The organism is Pseudoxanthomonas winnipegensis (genome assembly GCF_030322905.1).
In the GTDB taxonomy this organism is placed as follows: domain Bacteria; phylum Pseudomonadota; class Gammaproteobacteria; order Xanthomonadales; family Xanthomonadaceae; genus Pseudoxanthomonas_A; species Pseudoxanthomonas_A winnipegensis.
In genome coordinates this window covers 3,979,512-3,995,400 of record NZ_CP095475.1, presented here as the reverse complement: position 1 = coordinate 3,995,400, position 15,889 = coordinate 3,979,512, and the positions used below count along the sequence as shown (strand labels likewise).

Annotated in this window: 12 protein-coding genes; 6 read left to right on the top strand and 6 right to left on the bottom strand. The window is 72.5% G+C overall.

Annotated elements, in window-relative coordinates; all coding sequences use genetic code 11:
• Nucleotides 1–2 precede the first annotated feature (2 nt).
• Genes MWN52_RS17590 through MWN52_RS17580 form a run of 3 tightly spaced genes read right to left on the bottom strand, consistent with a single transcriptional unit; the run spans nt 3 to nt 2,787 of the window.
• Entirely contained in the window at nt 3–815 is an 813-nt protein-coding gene (locus tag MWN52_RS17590; RefSeq protein WP_130521672.1) for a glycosyltransferase family 2 protein, read from the bottom strand.
• Nucleotides 812–1,597: a beta-ketoacyl synthase chain length factor gene (locus MWN52_RS17585; RefSeq protein WP_286575703.1), complete on the bottom strand. Its 786-nt coding sequence runs from the start codon at nt 1,595–1,597 to the stop codon at nt 812–814. The genes MWN52_RS17590 and MWN52_RS17585 overlap by 4 nt, the downstream gene beginning before the upstream one ends.
• The gene (locus MWN52_RS17580; protein WP_286577786.1) at nt 1,594–2,787 is read right to left on the bottom strand and encodes a beta-ketoacyl-[acyl-carrier-protein] synthase family protein; all 1,194 of its coding nucleotides are present in this window, start codon (nt 2,785–2,787) and stop codon (nt 1,594–1,596) included. The genes MWN52_RS17585 and MWN52_RS17580 overlap by 4 nt, the downstream gene beginning before the upstream one ends.
• A gap of 178 nt (nt 2,788–2,965) precedes the next feature.
• Between MWN52_RS17580 and MWN52_RS17575 the strand changes: the two genes are divergently transcribed.
• The 3 genes from MWN52_RS17575 to MWN52_RS17565 are packed head-to-tail and all read left to right on the top strand — an operon-like array spanning nt 2,966 to nt 6,996.
• Nucleotides 2,966–3,226 (top strand): YcgL domain-containing protein, encoded by a 261-nt coding sequence (locus MWN52_RS17575; RefSeq protein WP_130521674.1) that lies wholly within the window; start codon nt 2,966–2,968, stop codon nt 3,224–3,226.
• Nucleotides 3,219–6,602, top strand: coding sequence for an ankyrin repeat domain-containing protein (locus MWN52_RS17570; RefSeq protein WP_286575702.1), 3,384 nt, complete (start codon nt 3,219–3,221; stop codon nt 6,600–6,602). Before MWN52_RS17575 ends, MWN52_RS17570 begins: the two co-directional genes overlap by 8 nt.
• Nucleotides 6,603–6,639: 37 nt before the next feature.
• On the top strand, nt 6,640–6,996 hold the full coding sequence (locus MWN52_RS17565; RefSeq protein ID WP_286575701.1) for a tRNA-binding protein: 357 nt from the start codon (nt 6,640–6,642) through the stop codon (nt 6,994–6,996).
• Between the two features lie 12 nt (nt 6,997–7,008).
• Here the strand turns inward: MWN52_RS17565 and MWN52_RS17560 are convergent, their stop codons facing one another.
• Nucleotides 7,009–8,832 (bottom strand): monovalent cation:proton antiporter-2 (CPA2) family protein, encoded by a 1,824-nt coding sequence (locus MWN52_RS17560; protein WP_131659179.1) that lies wholly within the window; start codon nt 8,830–8,832, stop codon nt 7,009–7,011.
• Between the two features lie 159 nt (nt 8,833–8,991).
• On the opposite strand from MWN52_RS17560, the gene MWN52_RS17555 reads away from it, so the two are divergent.
• A complete protein-coding gene (locus MWN52_RS17555) occupies nt 8,992–9,864 on the top strand; it encodes an energy transducer TonB family protein (RefSeq protein ID WP_286575700.1) in 873 nt (290 codons plus the stop codon).
• A gap of 836 nt (nt 9,865–10,700) precedes the next feature.
• Here MWN52_RS17555 and rho read toward each other — a convergent pair.
• On the bottom strand, nt 10,701–12,395 hold the full coding sequence (gene rho / locus MWN52_RS17550; protein ID WP_425480387.1) for a transcription termination factor Rho: 1,695 nt from the start codon (nt 12,393–12,395) through the stop codon (nt 10,701–10,703).
• A 306-nt stretch (nt 12,396–12,701) separates the two neighbouring features.
• Nucleotides 12,702–13,043, bottom strand: coding sequence for a thioredoxin TrxA (gene trxA / locus MWN52_RS17545; RefSeq protein ID WP_130521680.1), 342 nt, complete (start codon nt 13,041–13,043; stop codon nt 12,702–12,704).
• 226 nt (nt 13,044–13,269) lie between these two features.
• Between trxA and rhlB the strand changes: the two genes are divergently transcribed.
• Both rhlB and ftsE read left to right on the top strand, forming a co-directional pair.
• Nucleotides 13,270–15,048: an ATP-dependent RNA helicase RhlB gene (rhlB, locus tag MWN52_RS17540; protein ID WP_286575699.1), complete on the top strand. Its 1,779-nt coding sequence runs from the start codon at nt 13,270–13,272 to the stop codon at nt 15,046–15,048.
• A 135-nt stretch (nt 15,049–15,183) separates the two neighbouring features.
• Entirely contained in the window at nt 15,184–15,870 is a 687-nt protein-coding gene (gene ftsE, locus MWN52_RS17535) for a cell division ATP-binding protein FtsE (protein WP_130521682.1), read from the top strand.
• The last annotated feature ends 19 nt before the right edge of the window (nt 15,871–15,889 follow it).

The following is a 15,889-nucleotide window of genomic DNA, read 5'->3' as shown; positions in this document are numbered from 1 at the left end:
CTTCAGGCGTCCGCCGCCGGGGAGGGAGCCGGCACCCTAGCAAACTCGCCGTGTGGGTCGTGGATGACCGGGCGGGTGGCGCGGATGCCGCGATAGACCGACAGCAGCCGGCCATGGCGCAGCACCTGGCCGACCACGTGCGTGGTGATCCTGCACAGGTCGCGCACCAGGCGGAAATGGCTCTTGCGGAAGGTGCCCGGCTCGGTGCCGGCGTAGCGCGTCTCGATCGGCACCGACACCACGCGCGCACCGGCGCGGCGCGCGGCACTGATCAGCATCTGCGCCTCGAACACGAAGCCTTCGCCTTCCACCCCGTCCAGCGTGAACACGCTGCGCGGATAGAAACGCTGGCCGCTCTGCGTGTCGACCAGGCGGAAGCCGCAGCCCCAGGCGATGCCCCAGTCGCCGAAGTCGTTGCCGATGCGGCGGATGATCGGCTGGCTGGCGCGCTTGCGCAGGCGTGCGCCGTTGACCACCCAGCCGGGGTAGGCATTGGCCGCCTCGAGCATGCGCGGGAAGTCGCTGGCCCGGTGCTGGCCGTCGCCGTCCATGGTCAGCACGCCCTGCGCGCCCTGGCGCGCGGCTTCGGCGAAGCCGCTGCGCAGCGCCGCGCCCTTGCCCAGGCGCCGCGGATGGCGGATCAGCGTCACCGGCAGGCCGTCCAGGCAGTCGCTGGTGCCATCGTCGGAGCCGTCATCGACCACGATCACCCGCGGGCACACCGCCAGCGCGTCCTCGACCACCTCGCGGATGCGCAGCCGCTCGTTGAGCGCGGGGATCACCACAGCCACATCGTCCATGGTCAGTGCGCTCATCGGACGATCTCCACCTGCAGCACCGCGCCGTGGCCGGCGTCGAGGTGGCAGTGCGCGGCGCCCTGGGCCAGGGCGTCGAACAGCGGCAGCATCGGCGCCATCGCATTGCCGGCGGCGAGGGTTTCCAGCGGGCCGGCCGGTGCGCGGTCGGCGCCGCCGGTGCCCAGCGCGGCGCGCAGGGCGAGGCCTTCGCCCTGCGCACTGAGCACCAATGCGGCGCCCAGCAGCCCCTGGCTGTGCGAGATGCGACCCAGCGGCCCCACCGACTGGCTGTCGTAGCCCACCAGCAGCACCTCCGGCGTGCCGGTGGCCAGCTGGGTCAGCGCTTCGAGCAGGCCCTGGGCGAAGCTGCCGTGGAAGGCGCTGATCGCGGTGGCCGGCGCATGCGTGCCGGCGCCGATGGTCCAGTAGCCGGCCGCGGCGTTGTGCACCGAGTTGTGGAAGCGGATCGGCGAGATGCCGGTCGGGTCGCTGGCCAGCTGGCGGCACATGTAGTCGGTGATCGCCAGATCGCCATGGGTCGAGGTGAACACCGAGGGCAGGGCCGACGGGTCGCGGCCGGCGGCTTGGCATGCGGCCAGCGCCACTTCCAGGGCCACGGCCACCGTCTCCGGGGCGCGGCGGCGTTCGTTGGGCGCGAGCAGCTGTGGCGCCGGCTTGGCCGGCGCGTCGGGCGGCAGCGCGCCGCCGCGGGCATAGCCCTGCGCGGCGTCCCAGGACGGCAGGCCGCGGCACCAGAAGCCGATGCCGGCCACGCGGGCATTCAGGACCGGGGCGCTCATGCGCGGCCGAAGACCAGCGCGCAGTTGTTGCCGCCGAAGCCGAAGGAGTTGTTCATGGCGTACTGCACCGGGCGCCGCTCGGGCGCGAAACGGATCTGGGGACCGCACGCCGGATCGGGCGTGTGGGCGTTGAGGGTGCCGGGGAGATAGCCGGTGTCCAGCGCGATCAGCGCGAACACCGATTCGACGATGCCCGCCGCGCCCAGCGTGTGCCCGGTCCAGGCCTTGGTCGAGGCCGCGTGCAGCCCGTCGGGGAACAGCTTTGCCACCGCGATCGCCTCGACCGTGTCGTTGGCCGGCGTGGAGGTGCCGTGCAGGTTCAGATAGTCCAGCTGCGCGGGCTCGATGCCGGCGCGGGCCAGTGCATCGGCCATCGCCAGCTGCGCGCCCAGGCCTTCCGGATGCGGGGCGGACATGTGGTGGGCATCGCTGGATTCGCCGTAGCCGCGCAGCTGCAGGCCGGCCTGCGCCTGGTCCGCGCGTTCGATCAGGGCGAAGCCGCCGGCCTCGCCCAGCGACAGCCCGTCGCGGTGGGCATCGAAAGGCATGCACGGATTCTTCGACACCAGCTGCAGGGCGTTGAAGCCGTACAGCACGCTGCCGCACAGCGTGTCCACGCCGCCCACCAGCGCCGCATCGACCAGCCCGGCCTGGATCAGCCGCGCGGCCTGGGCGAAGACCTTGGCGCTGGACGAACACGCCGTGGCCACGGTCACGCAGGGCCCGGCCAGGCCGGTGGCGTGCTGGACGAAGTCGCCCAGCGAGTGCGGCGTGTGCACGATCGGGCGCGCCAGGTCGTCGGGGAAGCGCTCGCCTTCGGCATCCTGCTCCAGGCGGGTGTAGGCCTCCTCGCTGGCGCCGATGCTGGAGGTCGAGGTGCCGATCACCACCGCCACGCGTGCCGCGCCGTAGCGGCCTGCCGCGGCCTGCACCGCGTCGCGCACGCCGTCCTGGCGCAGGGCGAGCCAGGCCAGGCGGTTGTTGCGGCAGTCCCACTGCGCCAGCTCAGCCGGCAGCACGACGTCCTCGACGCCGTCGACGCGGCCGATCCAGCAGTCCAGGCGCGGGGTCGGACCGAAGTCGTTGCGCCGCAGGCCGCTGCGGCGCGCTTCCAGGCCTTGCGCCTGCGCCTGGCGGCCATGGCCCAGGGCGGTGGTGGCGGTATAGGCCGTGATCGCCAGGGGCGTCATGCGGGACGGGGACGGCATCCAGAGCTTTGTGTCAGTCGATGGCGTTCGAGTATAGCCAGCGGCCTCGGCGTGACCGTGTGCACGCGCAGGTGGCGTTTCAGGTTCGGGTTTCGCCACTGCGGGCTTTGCCGCACAATCGTTGCGACTTTCCTGATCAATCGGATTCGCGCGCAACCGGATGCATGCGTTCGTCTACAAGAGCCTGCGCAAGGCCGACACGTACCTGTACCTGGCAGCGCGCGACGACTTCGCCCGTCTGCCCGCGCCGGTGCGCGCCCAGCTGGGCGAGCTGGCCTTCGTGCTGGAAGTGACCCTGACTCCCGAGCGCAAGCTGGCGCGCGAGGACATCGCGGTGGTGCGGCAGAACCTGGCCAGCCAGGGCTTCCATCTGCAGTTCCCGCCGTTGGCGGCGATCCAGGATCCGATGCCCGATGCCTGATCCTGTCCGTCCGCCGATCCGCGCGGCGCTGGTGGCGCTGCTCGCCGGCCTTGCCCTGGCCGCACTGACCTTCTTCGGCGGACCGGTTGCCGCGGTGGGCGCGCTGCTGGCCCAGCCGGCCCTGGCCCTGGCGGTGTCCTGGCAGGCGCGCACCCGCGCGCCGGCGCGGCGCGACTTCCTCAAGCGCGATCTGCTGCCGCTGCTGGCGGTGTGGGGCGCGGGCTTCGCGGCCGCCGCCGGGCTGCTGGCCTGGCCGCTGCAGGCGCTGCGCAGCGGCGGCTCGCTGGGCGCCGCGCTGGGCCTGAGTGCGGTGGTCGGCGTCTGCCTGATCGGCGTGTGGTGGGCCTGGCCGCTGTGGCTGGCGGTCGAACGCGAGGGCGGCGCGCTCTCGCGCCAGTGGCGGGCGATGGCCGACCGCGACGTCGGCGACTGGCGCGGGCTGGGCGTGGCCGCGGCCGTGGCCCTGGCCATCGGCGGCGGGCTGAGCCTGGCCTGGCCGGCGCTGTGGCCCAGCACCCTGCGCGCCGTCGGCGCGATCGTCTACGCGCTGGCGCTGCCGCTGCTGCACGCCGGCCTGCAGCGCGCCACCCGCGCCGGCGGCCTGCCGGTGCTGGACATGCCGGCCAAGCCCGCCGCCCGACCGGCGCAGAAGGCGCCGCCGTCCTTCGCCCCGGCGCCGGCGCCTGCCGCGCGCCCCACGGCCGCCCCGGCACCGGCCGCCGCGCCGCGCGCCACGCCGGCACCCGCCGCGGCGGGTCCGGCCCAGGAGGCGGCGCTGTACGAGGCCGCGCGCAGCGGCCGTGTCGAGCGCGCGCTGGAGCTGATCGAGGCCGGCGCCAACCCGCGCGCCCTGCCGCCACCTGACGCGCGCGACCAGCGCAGCCTGGCCGTGCTGGCCGCGGTGCTGCCCGACTTGCGCCTGCTGCGCACCCTGATCGCCAAGGGCATCGACCTCAACCAGGCCCACGCCGGCATGACCCCGCTGCTGGCGGCGACCCGCGACAGCTGGCACGGCCGCCCGGACGCGGTCACCACGCTGCTGACCAACGGCGCCGACCCGCGCCAGGCCGACCGCGAAGGCAATACCGCCCTGCACCACGCCGCGCGCAGTTCCGACCCCGGCGTGGCCGCGCTGCTGCGCGACGCCGCCGCCGAGCTGGACGCCCTGAACCACGACGGCATCACCCCGCTGGGCATCGCCTGCGTCGCCGGCAACTGGCGCCTGGCCAAGTTCCTGCTCGAACGCGGCGCCCGCCCCGAACCCGCCGGCGGGCAGCCGGTGCTGCTGGCCGCCGCCGCGACCGAGGAAGACGACGCGGCCGGCGTGCAGCTGCTGCTCAAACACAAGGCCAAGGTCGATGCGCGCGGCGCGCACGGCCGCAGCGCCCTGCACGAGGCCGCCCTGGCCGGCCATGCCGAGATCCTGGCCGCGCTGCTCGCGGCCGGCGCCAGCATCGATGCGCGCGACGAGGCCGGCGCCACGCCGTGGCTGGAGGCCGCGCGCAGCGGCCGGGTCGCCGCGCTGGACACCCTGGCCGCCGCCGGCGCCGACCTGGCGGCGGTCGATGCCCGCGGTCGCAACGCGCTGCTGCTGGCCAGCACCGCCGAGCAGGTCGTGCCCGCGGTGGTCAAGCGCCTGCTGGAGCTAGGCGTGGACCCCGAACGGCGCGACCTGGCCGGCCACCGCGCCGCCGACCTGGCTGCCGCGGCCGGGCGCTGGGCCCTGGTCTCCCAGCTCGATCCCGACTACCCGTTGCCGACCGCCGTCTCGGCGGCTGACACCCATGCCCCGCCGCCGGACCAGGCGCCGCTGGGCCTGCTGCGCGAGGCGCTGGAGCGCGGCGAACGGCGCGGCCTGGACGCGCTGGTGCGGCTGTGCTCGCCGCAGGAGCTCGGCAGCCTGCTGCATGCCCCGGCCCTGCAGGCGCAGGCCGACGCGGTGGCCTGGCTGCTGCGACACGGCGCCTCGGGCGAACAGCCCGACGTGCGCGGCGACCTGCCGCTGCTGGCGGCGATGGCGCGCGGGCCGGCGGCGCTGCCGGTGATCCGGGTCCTGCTCGACGCCGGCCTGTCGCCCGCCGGCAGCGCCGGGCTGGCGCGCTTCCTGGCCGCCTGCCTGGCCTCCGATGCGCGCACCCGGCCGGAGGTGGCCGCAATGGCGCTGGAACTGCTGGCCCGCGGTGCCGATCCCTTCGCCCCCGCGCCCGGCGGCGACCGCGCGCTGCCTCTGGCCGTGCGGCTGGACTGGCCGGCGCTAGTGGAGGCCTTGCTAGCCCTCGGCGTGGACCGCGAGGCCCGCGACGCGCGCGGCATGTCGGCGCTGCACCTGGCGACCGCGCTGGGCAATGTGGCGATGGTCCGGCGCCTGATCGCGGCCGGCGCCTCGCCCGACGCGCGCGCCGCCGACGGCCAGACGCCGCTGGGCGTGGCCCTGTCGGCCGGCCGCCGCGACCTGGCCGACTGGCTGGACTGGCGCGTCTGGCCGCTGCCGCGCCGCGCGCTGCAGCCGGCCGACCTGCCGGCCGCGGCCAAGGCCGGCGACGCCGACGCGGTGCGCCGCCTGCTCGACCTGGGCTTCGACGTGGACGCGCAGGACGCGCAGGGCTGCAGCGCGCTGCTGCGCGCGGCCGGCGGCGGCCACGGCGCGGTGGTCGACCTGCTGCTGGCGCGCGGCGCCGATCCGCAGCGCCCCGCGCGCACCGGCGCCACGCCGCTGTCGGCGGCGGTGAGCATGCGCCAGACCGCGATCGTCGGCGCCCTGCTCGATACCGGCGCCAGCATCGAGTATCGCCTGCCCGGCGAGGTCAGCGTGCTGATGCTGGCCGCCGCGCTGGGCCTGCCCGATGTCGCCGCGCGCCTGCTCACCGCCGGGGCCGACGTGCACGCGGTCGATGCGCAGGGCCTGACCGCGCTGCACTGCGCCGGGCTGTTCGGCTTCATCGCCCGCGACCGGCCGCGCCTGCTGGCGCTGCTGGATACCTTGCTGCTGGCCGGCGCGCAGCCCGACGGGCCCGACGGCGGCACGGTCACCCCGCTGCTGCTGTTGCTGGGCGCGCGCGCCGAGCCGGGCACCGCCTGCGACGAGGACGTGATCCTGGCCGGCCTGGAGCGCCTGCTCGACGAGAGCGTCGCGCTCGACGTGCGCGATCCGCGCGGCTTCGGCCCGCTGCATCTGGCCGCGCTGCACGGCCTGCTGCGCGTGGTCCAGCGCCTGCTGCGCGCCGGCGCCGACCCGGCCCAGCGCGATGCGCTGAACCGCATCCCGCGCGATATCGCGATCATGCGCGGCTTCGTCGATGTGGCCGGCGAACTGGCGCCGACCGTGGTGCCCGGCGCCGGTGCGCCGATCGCGCGCTTCCTGCGCGACCCGCGCTGAAGGCGGCGCACCGCTTCCCTCCCCTGGATCCTCGCCGATGTCCGACGCGTCCGCCGCCGATGCCGCCCCCATCACCTGGGCCGATTTCGAGAAGGTGCTGCTGGTGGCCGGCACCATCCTGAAAGTCGAGCCCTTTCCCGAGGCGCGCCGGCCGGCCTACAAGGTCTGGGCCGACTTCGGCCCTTACGGCCGGCGCAAGACCAGCGCGCAGATCGTCAGCCTGTATGCGCCCGAGGACCTGGTCGGCAAGCAGATCGTGGCGGTGCTGAACTTCCCCGAGAAGCAGATCGGGCCGTTCCGGTCGCAGTTCCTGCTGACCGGTGCCTACACAGAGGAGGGCGTGGTGATCACCACGCTGGAGCGCCCGGTGCCCAACGGCGCGCGCCTGGGCTGAGCGCGCGCGGCCTCAGTCGCTGGCCGCCGGCTTGTCCGTCGTCGCAGACGCAGACGTGTCCGCTGTAGCGGGCGGCGCCGTGTCGGCGGCGACCAGCTTTTCCAGGTCGCGGCGCGCGTCGCGCGCGGTCTGGATCAGCGCCGCGTCGTCGTCGTAGACCAGGTACTGCTCGCGCAGCAGCTTCTCGTCGTGCGCGCGGAAGCGCTGCGCCTGCCGCGCGGCTTCCTCCTCGTCCACGCCCAGCGCGGTCAGCACACGCTCGCCCATCTCCAGGCTGGAACCGAAGGTCTCGCGGAAGGGCTCGGCGCTCAGGTCCATCAGCCGCCAGGCGTGCTGGCGATTGCGCGCCCGGCTGAGCACCGTGGCGGCCGGGTACATGCGCCGGATCAGGCGTGTGCAGCGGATGTTGGTGTCCGGATCGTCCATGGCCACCACGAACACCTTGCAGTGCTGCGCGCCGGCTGCGCGCAGCAGGTCGGGCCGGGTGGGATCGCCGTAGAACAGCCGCGCATTGCCGAAGCGGCGCAGCGTGTCCACCTGCTCGGCGCTGTGTTCGAGCGCGACGAAGGACACGCGCTGGGCGGTGAGCAGGCGCGCGACGATCTGGCCGAAGCGGCCCATGCCGGCGATCAGCACGCGCGGCTGCAGGTCCTCGACCTCCTCGAAGGCGCGCTTGGGCGCGGCCGGCGCGTGGTCCAGCCAGCGGCTGGCCGCGATCAGCAGCAGCGGCGTGGCGGCCATCGACAGGCCGACCATCGCCACCAGCCGGTCGCGCTGCTGCCCGCTCAGCAGGTCCGCCTGCGCGGCCTGGTTGAACACCACGAAGGCGAACTCGCCGCCCAGCCACAGCACCGCGCCCAGCTTCAGCGCCGCGCGCCAGCTCAGGCGCACCTGCCAGCGGCCCAGCGCCAGCAGCACGCCGGCCTTGACCAGCAGCAGGGTCAGCACGCCGGCGGCGATGATCTGCGGCTCGGCGCGGACGCGGTCGATGTCGATGGACATGCCCACGGCGATGAAGAACAGGCCCAGCAGCAGGCTCTTGAACGGCTCGATCTGCGATTCCAGCTCGTGGCGGAACTCGGAGTCGGACAGCAGCACGCCGGCCAGGAACGCGCCCAGGCCGGCGCTCAGCCCCGCCAGCTGCATCAGCCAGGCCGTGCCCAGCACCACCAGCAGCGCGCTGGCGGTGAACACCTCGGGCATCCGGGTGCGCGCCACGATGCGGAACAGATGCCGCAGCGCCAGCCGGCCGAACAGCGCCACCAGCACGATCGCGCCGATCGCCTCCAGGCCCGTGGCCCAGCTCAGGGTCTGGTTCTTGGCTCCGCCCAGCAGCGGGATCGCCACCAGCAGCGGGATCGCGGCCAGGTCCTGGAACAGCAGCACCGCAAAGCCGGTGCGGCCGTAGTCGGTGGCCAGGGCCTTGCGTTCGGCCAGCAGCTGCAGGCTGACCGCGGTGGAGGACAGTGCCAGACCCATGCCGATCACCAGCGCCTTCTTCCAGCTCAGGCCCAGGCACAGACACAGCGCGCCGAGCACCAGCGTGGTCAGCAGCACCTGCAGTCCGCCGGTGCCGAACACCGGCTTGCGCATCACCTTCAGCCGCGAGGGCGAGAGCTCCAGGCCGATCACGAACAGCAGCATGACCACGCCGACTTCCGAGGCGTTGAGGATGCGCTCGGCATCGCGCACGAAGCCGAAGCCATGCGGGCCCAGCAGCGCGCCGGCGACCAGATAGGCCAGCACCGCGCCCAGCCCGAGGCGCTTGAACACCGGCACGGCCACCACGCCGGCCAGCAGGAACACCAGCGCAAGTTGCAGACCGCCGTCGTTCATCGAAACTCCCTTTGCGCCCCTTCCATTATGCGCCGCCGCGCGCGTCCGACCGGCCGCGCGCGTGGGCCGCACTGTCATGGCGCCGGCGGGTCGGATGGCACTTGCCGCCGCTGCGCCGGGGCGGCAAGCTCGGTGCCTCATCGTGGACAGGGATCGACCATGCGCAGCACCGTCAGACTCGCGGCCTTCTTGTGCAGTGCGCTGCTTGCGACCGTGGGGAATGCCGCGTTCGCGCAGACCCGTGGCGAAGTCAGGGACACGCTGGAATCCAGCCTCGTCGTCACAGGCGACATCCGCATCGCCAGCGACGGCAAGGTCAAGGCGTTCCAGATCGATCGGCCGGACAAGCTGTCGGGCGATGTGACGCAGCTGATCGACCGTGCGGTGCCGAGCTGGGAGTTCGAGCCGATCCTGGTCGCGGGCAAGCCGGCGGAGGTGCGCTCGCGCATGCGCATCCGCCTGGTCGCGTACAAGCGTGAGGATGGCAACTATGTGCTGAGCATCCGCAGCGCGTCCTTCACCGGCGACCAGGACGAGGAGGTCGATGCGACCTGGCTCAAGCAGCAGAAGATGCCGCCGCCGGCCTATCCGGCGGTGGCCGCGGCGTCCAACGTGTCGGGCACGGTCTTTCTGCTGATCAAGGTCGGCGCGGACGGCAAGGTGCAGCAGGCGTTCGCCGAGCAGACCAATCTGCGCGTGCTGGCCAACGGGCGCGAGATGGCGCGCTGGCGCAAGGTGCTGGAGCAGTCGGCCATCGCCGCCACGCGGGCCTGGCAGTTCACGCCGTCCGCCAACGATCCCAAGCATCCCGAGGGCGGTTGGACCTCGCGCGTGCCGATCGACTATTCGCTCGCGCGCCAGCGTCCCGGCTACGGCACCTGGGAGCCCTACATCCCCGGTCCGCACATGCCGGCGCCGTGGCTGCGCCCCGAGCTGGCCCGCGCCCAGGACGTCGATGCCGCCCAGTCCGGCACGCTCGCCCCGGTCGGCGAAGGCGCGATCCGCCTGCGCACCGATCTCGGCCAGGGCTAGCGCGGGCGCGTTCCTGCGTCGTGTGGGCACCGCTCTGGCGGGCGGTGTCTGCTTTCCCCTCGGTCTGGTCATCTGCCCGCCTTACATCCTCCTATCGTCGTTCCCGCGAACGCGGGAACCCAGGGACTTTCGCTCGGAGCATGAAGAGCAGGGTTTTCTCGCGATCCTGAGGTCACTTTGCATTCGGGCGTTGCGGCTTCGGAAGGGCAGCGGTCCGGCAGGCGGGGGCCGCTTATCCCTCGATCAGGGCATCCTGCCCTGACTCGGGCGCTCGGCTTCCTGCCTCGCTAGGCGCGGCCCCCGCCCGCCGGACCGCTGCCTCGCGCGTCATGTCGCAGGGCTTCGGTTTGCGGGGCGGGGGCGTCGAACCTCTCCGCGCGCACAACGCGACCAGTAACGGGAAGTCATCGACTTGAGGCCCCCTCCCTTGCGCGCAGCGCAGGGGAGGGATGGGGAGGGTTCGGGGCTTTCCCGGGAAAGCCACCGAAGCAAGAGCAAGAGCAAAAGCACCCCACCCCGGCCCTCCCCTTCGCCTGCGGCGAAAGGGAGGGGGCAGAGCGCTTGCTCAATGCCTTCGTGGGAAGAAGTCCTGATCTGCACGCTCGCGGAGCCTCGACCCGGGCGGGCGCGCGGAGAGCGGGCCAAGGATGGCCCGCGGCGGCGAGTCCGCCAGGGATGGCGGACCGAGCCGAGGAGCCGCGCCCGGCCGGGTCGGGGCTGCTCACCGAAGCCGGCTTTACCGACCACGCACACTGAAGTCATTCCCCCACATCGGTGCGAGAAAAACAAAAACCCCCGCAATGCGGGGCTTTTCGTTGGGCTGCGAGAAGCGCGGCTCAGCGCTTCATCGAGCTGAAGAACTCGTCGTTGGACTTGGTGTTCTTCATCTTGTCCAGCATGAATTCCATCGCGGCGATTTCGTCCATCGGGTGCAGCAGCTTGCGCAGGATCCAGATCTTCTGCAGCAGCTCCGGTTCGATCAGCAGGTCTTCGCGGCGGGTGCCGGAGAGGTTGACCGCGATGGCCGGGTAGACGCGCTTCTCGGTGATGCGGCGATCCAGGTGGATTTCCGAGTTGCCGGTGCCCTTGAACTCTTCGTAGATCACCTTGTCCATCGCGCTGCCGGTGTCGACCAGGGCGGTGGCGATAATAGTCAGGCTGCCGCCTTCCTCCACGTTGCGCGCCGCGCCGAAGAAGCGCTTGGGGCGGTGCAGGGCGTTGGCGTCCACGCCGCCGGTGAGCACCTTGCCCGAGGACGGCACCACGTTGTTGTAGGCGCGGGCCAGGCGGGTGATCGAGTCGAGCAGGATCACCACGTCCTTCTTGTGCTCGACCAGGCGCTTGGCGCGCTCGATCACCATCTCGGCGACCTGCACGTGGCGGGCGGCGGGCTCGTCGAAGGTCGAGCTGATGACCTCGCCGCGCACGGTGCGCTGCATTTCGGTCACTTCTTCCGGACGCTCGTCGATCAGCAGCACGATCAGGTGCACGTCGGGATGGTTGGTGGTGATGGCCGTGGCGATCTGCTGCATCATCATCGTCTTGCCCGCCTTGGGCGGGGAGACGATCAACGAGCGCTGGCCCTTGCCCTGCGGGGCCATCAGGTCGAGGATGCGGCCGGCGATGTCCTCGGACGAACCGTTGCCGCGCTCCAGGTGGAAGCGCTTGCGCGGGAACAGCGGGGTCAGGTTCTCGAACAGCACCTTGCCCTTGCTGGCCTCGATCGGCTCGCCGTTGATGGTGTCGACGATGTTCAGCGCGAAGTAGCGCTCGCCGTCCTTGGGCCAGCGGATGCGTCCGGAGATGTGGTCGCCGGTGCGCAGGTTGAAGCGACGGATCTGGCTGGGCGAGATGTAGGTGTCGTCCGGGCCGGCCAGGTAGCTGGCCTCGGCCGCGCGCAGGAAGCCGAAGCCGTCGGGCAGGATCTCCAGCACGCCGTCGGCGGCCACGCCCTCGCCATGGCGGGTCAGCACCTTGAGCAGGGCGAAGATCACGTCCTGCTTGCGGGCGCGGGCCACGCCTTCCTGGATCTGCAACTGGTCGGCGATCTCGATCAGCTTGTGCGCCGGCATCTTCTTCAGATCGCTCAGCGAGTACTGCGGGAAGCCCTCGGGCACCTGCGGGTGCGGACGCGGCACGAAGGTCTCGCTGGCGGCGTCCTGCGGCAGACCGTCGTTGTAGCGGTCGTTGCGGCCCCGCTCGCGGTCGCGGCGGTTGCGGAAGCGCTCGCGGCGGTTGTTGCCCTGGCCCTGCTGCTGGCCGTTCTGGTTGTTCTGATTGTTCTGGTTGTTGTTCTGGAAGCGCTGCGGATTGTTGTGCTGGCCGTTGCCGTTGGCCTCACCGCTCTGCTGGCCCTGCGGGGCCTGCCGGGGCTCGCTCGGGGCGCCGTCGCCGCCGCCTTCGTTGCGCGGCGCGCTGGCTTCAGCCGGGGCGGCGGGCGGCGCTGCCGGGGCGGGCGCGCTGGCTTCCGGCGCCGGGGCGGGCCTGGGCGCAGGCGGTGCGCTGTCCAGGGCCAGGTCGGGCTGGGCGATGGCGTCGGGCTTGGGGGTCTTGCTCACGCGCGGCTTGCGCACGCGCTTCTCGGCGGTGGCGACGCCGGTTTCGTTGCTGTCGGACAAAGGGCGATTCCTCGCTTAAGAGGTTGCGAGCCTGCCGGCGGCACAAAGGGCGCGGGCGGCTGTTGGAGTGACGGTGGGTGGTGTTGCAGAAGGGGTGCGGCGCGAGAACCCCAAGCGCCGGATATCTTGACCTTAACACCGCGCCGGAACGGCTTCAAGCGCGTCCCGGCGTCGGTTTGCAGCGGATTCAGGCCCCGCGGGAGGCCGCGGGGCGGGGCATCAGGCGGCCTGGGCGCCGATGGCCTTGTCGATCATCTGGGTCAGCTGACCCTTGCCGACGGCGCCGACCTGGGTGGCCTGGACCTGGCCGTCCTTGAACAGCAGCAGCAGCGGGATGTTGCGCACGTGGTACTTGATGGCCGTGGCGCGGTTGTCGTCGACGTTGAGCTTGACCACCTTCAGGCGGCCCTCGTAGGCGTTGGCCAGCTCGTCCAGGACCGGGGCGATCATCTTGCACGGACCGCACCATTCGGCCCAGAAATCGACCAGAACGGGTTCATCGGACTGCAGTACGGCAGCGTCGAAATCGGCGTCGCCGACGTGGGTCACCTTGTCGCTCATCAGGGGGTCTCCGTGGGAGGTTTCGCGGTGCGGGGCCGGAAGATGGCCGCCGGATGCGGTAAAATGGGGTGTTTCGCGGCCCGATCAAGCCCTGCATGCTCTAGGGGGCGGCCGCGCCACCCGGCATCGAGGGCGCCAGTGTGCGACCGGGTTGCCGGCGATGCAAGCGGACTTCTCCGCCCCCTTCATCCCGCCGTCGGCCCGTGCCCCGGCGTAAAGAGAATTCATGAGCGACAAGCCTCTTACCGACGTCACCTTCAACTCCTTTCCCCTGCATCCGGACCTGCTGGCCGGGCTGGAAGCGGCCGGTTTCTCCCGCTGCACGCCGATCCAGGCGCTGACCCTGCCGGTGGCGCTGGCCGGGCGCGACGTGGCCGGCCAGGCCCAGACCGGCACCGGCAAGACGCTGGCCTTCCTGGTGGCGGTGATGAACCGCCTGCTGACCCGGCCGGCGCTGGCCGACCGCAAGCCCGAGGATCCGCGCGCGCTGATCATGGCGCCCACCCGCGAGCTGGCCATCCAGATCCACAAGGACGCGGTCAAGTTCGGTTCGTCGCTGGGCCTGCGCTTCGCGCTGGTCTACGGCGGGGTGGACTACGACAAGCAGCGCGAGCTGCTGCAGCAGGGCGTGGACATCATCATCGCCACCCCGGGCCGCCTGATCGACTACGTCAAGCAGCACAAGGTCGTGTCCCTGCATGCCTGCGAGGTGTGCGTGATGGACGAGGCCGACCGCATGTTCGACCTGGGCTTCATCAAGGACATCCGCTTCCTGCTGCGGCGCATGCCCGAGCGCACCACGCGCCAGACGCTGCTGTTCAGCGCCACGCTCAGCCACCGCGTGCTGGAGCTGGCCTACGAGCACATGAACGAGCCGGAGAAGCTGGTCGTCGAGGCCGAGACGGTCACCGCCGCGCGCGTGCGCCAGCGCATGTACCTGCCGGCCGACGACGAGAAGATCCCGCTGCTGCTGGGCCTGCTGTCGCGCAGCGAGGGCGCGCGCACCATGGTGTTCGTCAACACCAAGGCCTTCGTCGAGCGCGTGGCCCGGGCGCTGGAGCGCGCCGGCTACCGCGTCGGCGTGCTGTCCGGCGATGTGCCGCAGAAGAAGCGCGAGACCCTGCTCAAGCGCTTCCAGGCCGGCCAGCTCGAGCTGCTGGTGGCCACCGACGTGGCCGCGCGCGGCCTGCACATCGACGGCGTCAGCCACGTCTACAACTACGACCTGCCGTTCGACGCCGAGGACTACGTGCACCGCATCGGCCGCACCGCGCGCCTGGGCGCCGAGGGCGACGCGATCAGCTTCGCCTGCGAGCGCTATGCGATGAGCCTGCCGGACATCGAGGCCTACATCGAGCAGAAGATCCCGGTCGAGCCGGTCACCGCCGAGCTGCTGACCGCGCTGCCGCGCCCCGAGCGCGCGCCGCTGCCGCCGGGCGAGGAGGGCGAGGAAGCCGAGAGCGTCAGCGCGATCTTCCGCGAGGCGCGCGAGCAGAAGGCCGCCGACGAGGCGCGCCGCGGTGGCGGGCGCTCCGGCTCCGGCGGCGGTGGGCGCAGCGGTCCGCGTGAGGGCGGCCGCTCCGGCACCCGCGATGGCGCCGGCAGCCGCGGCCCGCGTCCGCCGCGCCGTCCGCGCAGCGAGCCGGCGGCAGGCGAGGCGGCCGTTGCGCCGGCCGCCGACACGCCGCTGGCCGAGGCGCCCCGCGTCGTGCCGGTCGCTGTCGCAGACGTCGATGTGCCGCACGATCCGAACGCGCCGCAGGGCGAGAAGCGCCCGCGCAAGCGCCGTCGCCGCCGCCATGGCCGTCCGGTCGAAGGCGCCGAGGGCGCGACGCAGCCCTCGGCCGGCTCCGGCAACGCCGCCGCTGGTCCGCGCGCGCCGCGCGCCAAGCCCGAGCCGTCGGCCGCCGCGCCGGTCGCCAAGGCCAAGCCGGCCCCGGCCGCCGGTAACGACTCGTTCCTGACCCGCCTGGGCCGCAAGATCAAGTCGCTGGTCGGCGGCTGACGGTAGAGGGACGCGGGCGGAGCAGCGCGCAGCGCATCGGCGCTGCGGCCGCTTCGCCGCCACGCGTTCCTCGCTCCGCTTCCCGCTCCACGGGTCACGCACTCGTTCTTCGCGTCGCGCGGGCATAATCGCGCCATGACCGTCCTGCGCTTCGAAAACGTCAGCAAGCTCTATCCCGGGGGCCACGAGGCCTTGTCCGATGTCAGCTTCGAGGTGGGCGAGGGCGAGATGCTGTTCGTCACCGGCCACTCCGGCGCCGGCAAGAGCACGCTGCTGCGGCTGGTGCACCTGAGCGAGCGGCCCAGCCGCGGCGCGGTGGTGTTCGACGGGCGCAACCTGCTCAAGGTGCGCGGCCGCCAGATCCCGCTGCACCGGCGCCATGTCGGCGCGGTGCATCAGGACCATCGCCTGCTCACCGACCGCACCGTGGCCGAGAACGTGGCCCTGCCGCTGATCCTGCGCGGCGACCGCCGCGGCGATATCGGCAAGCGCGTGCGCGAGGTGCTGACCCGCCTGGGCCTGGGCCACCGCGAGCGCGCGCTGCCGACCCAGCTCTCGGCCGGCGAGCAGCAGCGCGTGGGCATCGCCCGGGCGATCGTGTCCGAGCCGCGCCTGCTGGTCGCCGACGAACCCACCGGCAACCTCGACCCGACCCTGGCCGCGGAGATCATGTCGCTGTTCGCCTCCATGCCCGAGCGCGGCACCTCGGTGCTGGTGGTCAGCCACGACCTGGCGCTGATCAAGCGCATGCGCAAGCGCGTGCTGATCCTGGACCATGGCCGGCTGATGGACGACATCAGCCCCGACGACCTGGCCGAGTGACCGACATGATGTCCGCAAG

What these genes read in the sequence shown, in the direction of transcription:
- MWN52_RS17580 (WP_286577786.1), bottom strand. Translation starts at nt 2,787, where the DNA reads ATGACGCCCCTGGCGATCACGGCCTATACCGCCACCACCGCCCTGGGC.
- MWN52_RS17565 (WP_286575701.1), top strand. Translation starts at nt 6,640, where the DNA reads ATGTCCGACGCGTCCGCCGCCGATGCCGCCCCCATCACCTGGGCCGAT.
- MWN52_RS17585 (WP_286575703.1), bottom strand. Translation starts at nt 1,597, where the DNA reads ATGAGCGCCCCGGTCCTGAATGCCCGCGTGGCCGGCATCGGCTTCTGG.
- MWN52_RS17590 (WP_130521672.1), bottom strand. Translation starts at nt 815, where the DNA reads ATGAGCGCACTGACCATGGACGATGTGGCTGTGGTGATCCCCGCGCTC.
- MWN52_RS17555 (WP_286575700.1), top strand. Translation starts at nt 8,992, where the DNA reads ATGCGCAGCACCGTCAGACTCGCGGCCTTCTTGTGCAGTGCGCTGCTT.
- MWN52_RS17575 (WP_130521674.1), top strand. Translation starts at nt 2,966, where the DNA reads ATGCATGCGTTCGTCTACAAGAGCCTGCGCAAGGCCGACACGTACCTG.
- MWN52_RS17570 (WP_286575702.1), top strand. Translation starts at nt 3,219, where the DNA reads ATGCCTGATCCTGTCCGTCCGCCGATCCGCGCGGCGCTGGTGGCGCTG.
- MWN52_RS17560 (WP_131659179.1), bottom strand. Translation starts at nt 8,832, where the DNA reads ATGAACGACGGCGGTCTGCAACTTGCGCTGGTGTTCCTGCTGGCCGGC.
- trxA (WP_130521680.1), bottom strand. Translation starts at nt 13,043, where the DNA reads ATGAGCGACAAGGTGACCCACGTCGGCGACGCCGATTTCGACGCTGCC.
- rhlB (WP_286575699.1), top strand. Translation starts at nt 13,270, where the DNA reads ATGAGCGACAAGCCTCTTACCGACGTCACCTTCAACTCCTTTCCCCTG.
- ftsE (WP_130521682.1), top strand. Translation starts at nt 15,184, where the DNA reads ATGACCGTCCTGCGCTTCGAAAACGTCAGCAAGCTCTATCCCGGGGGC.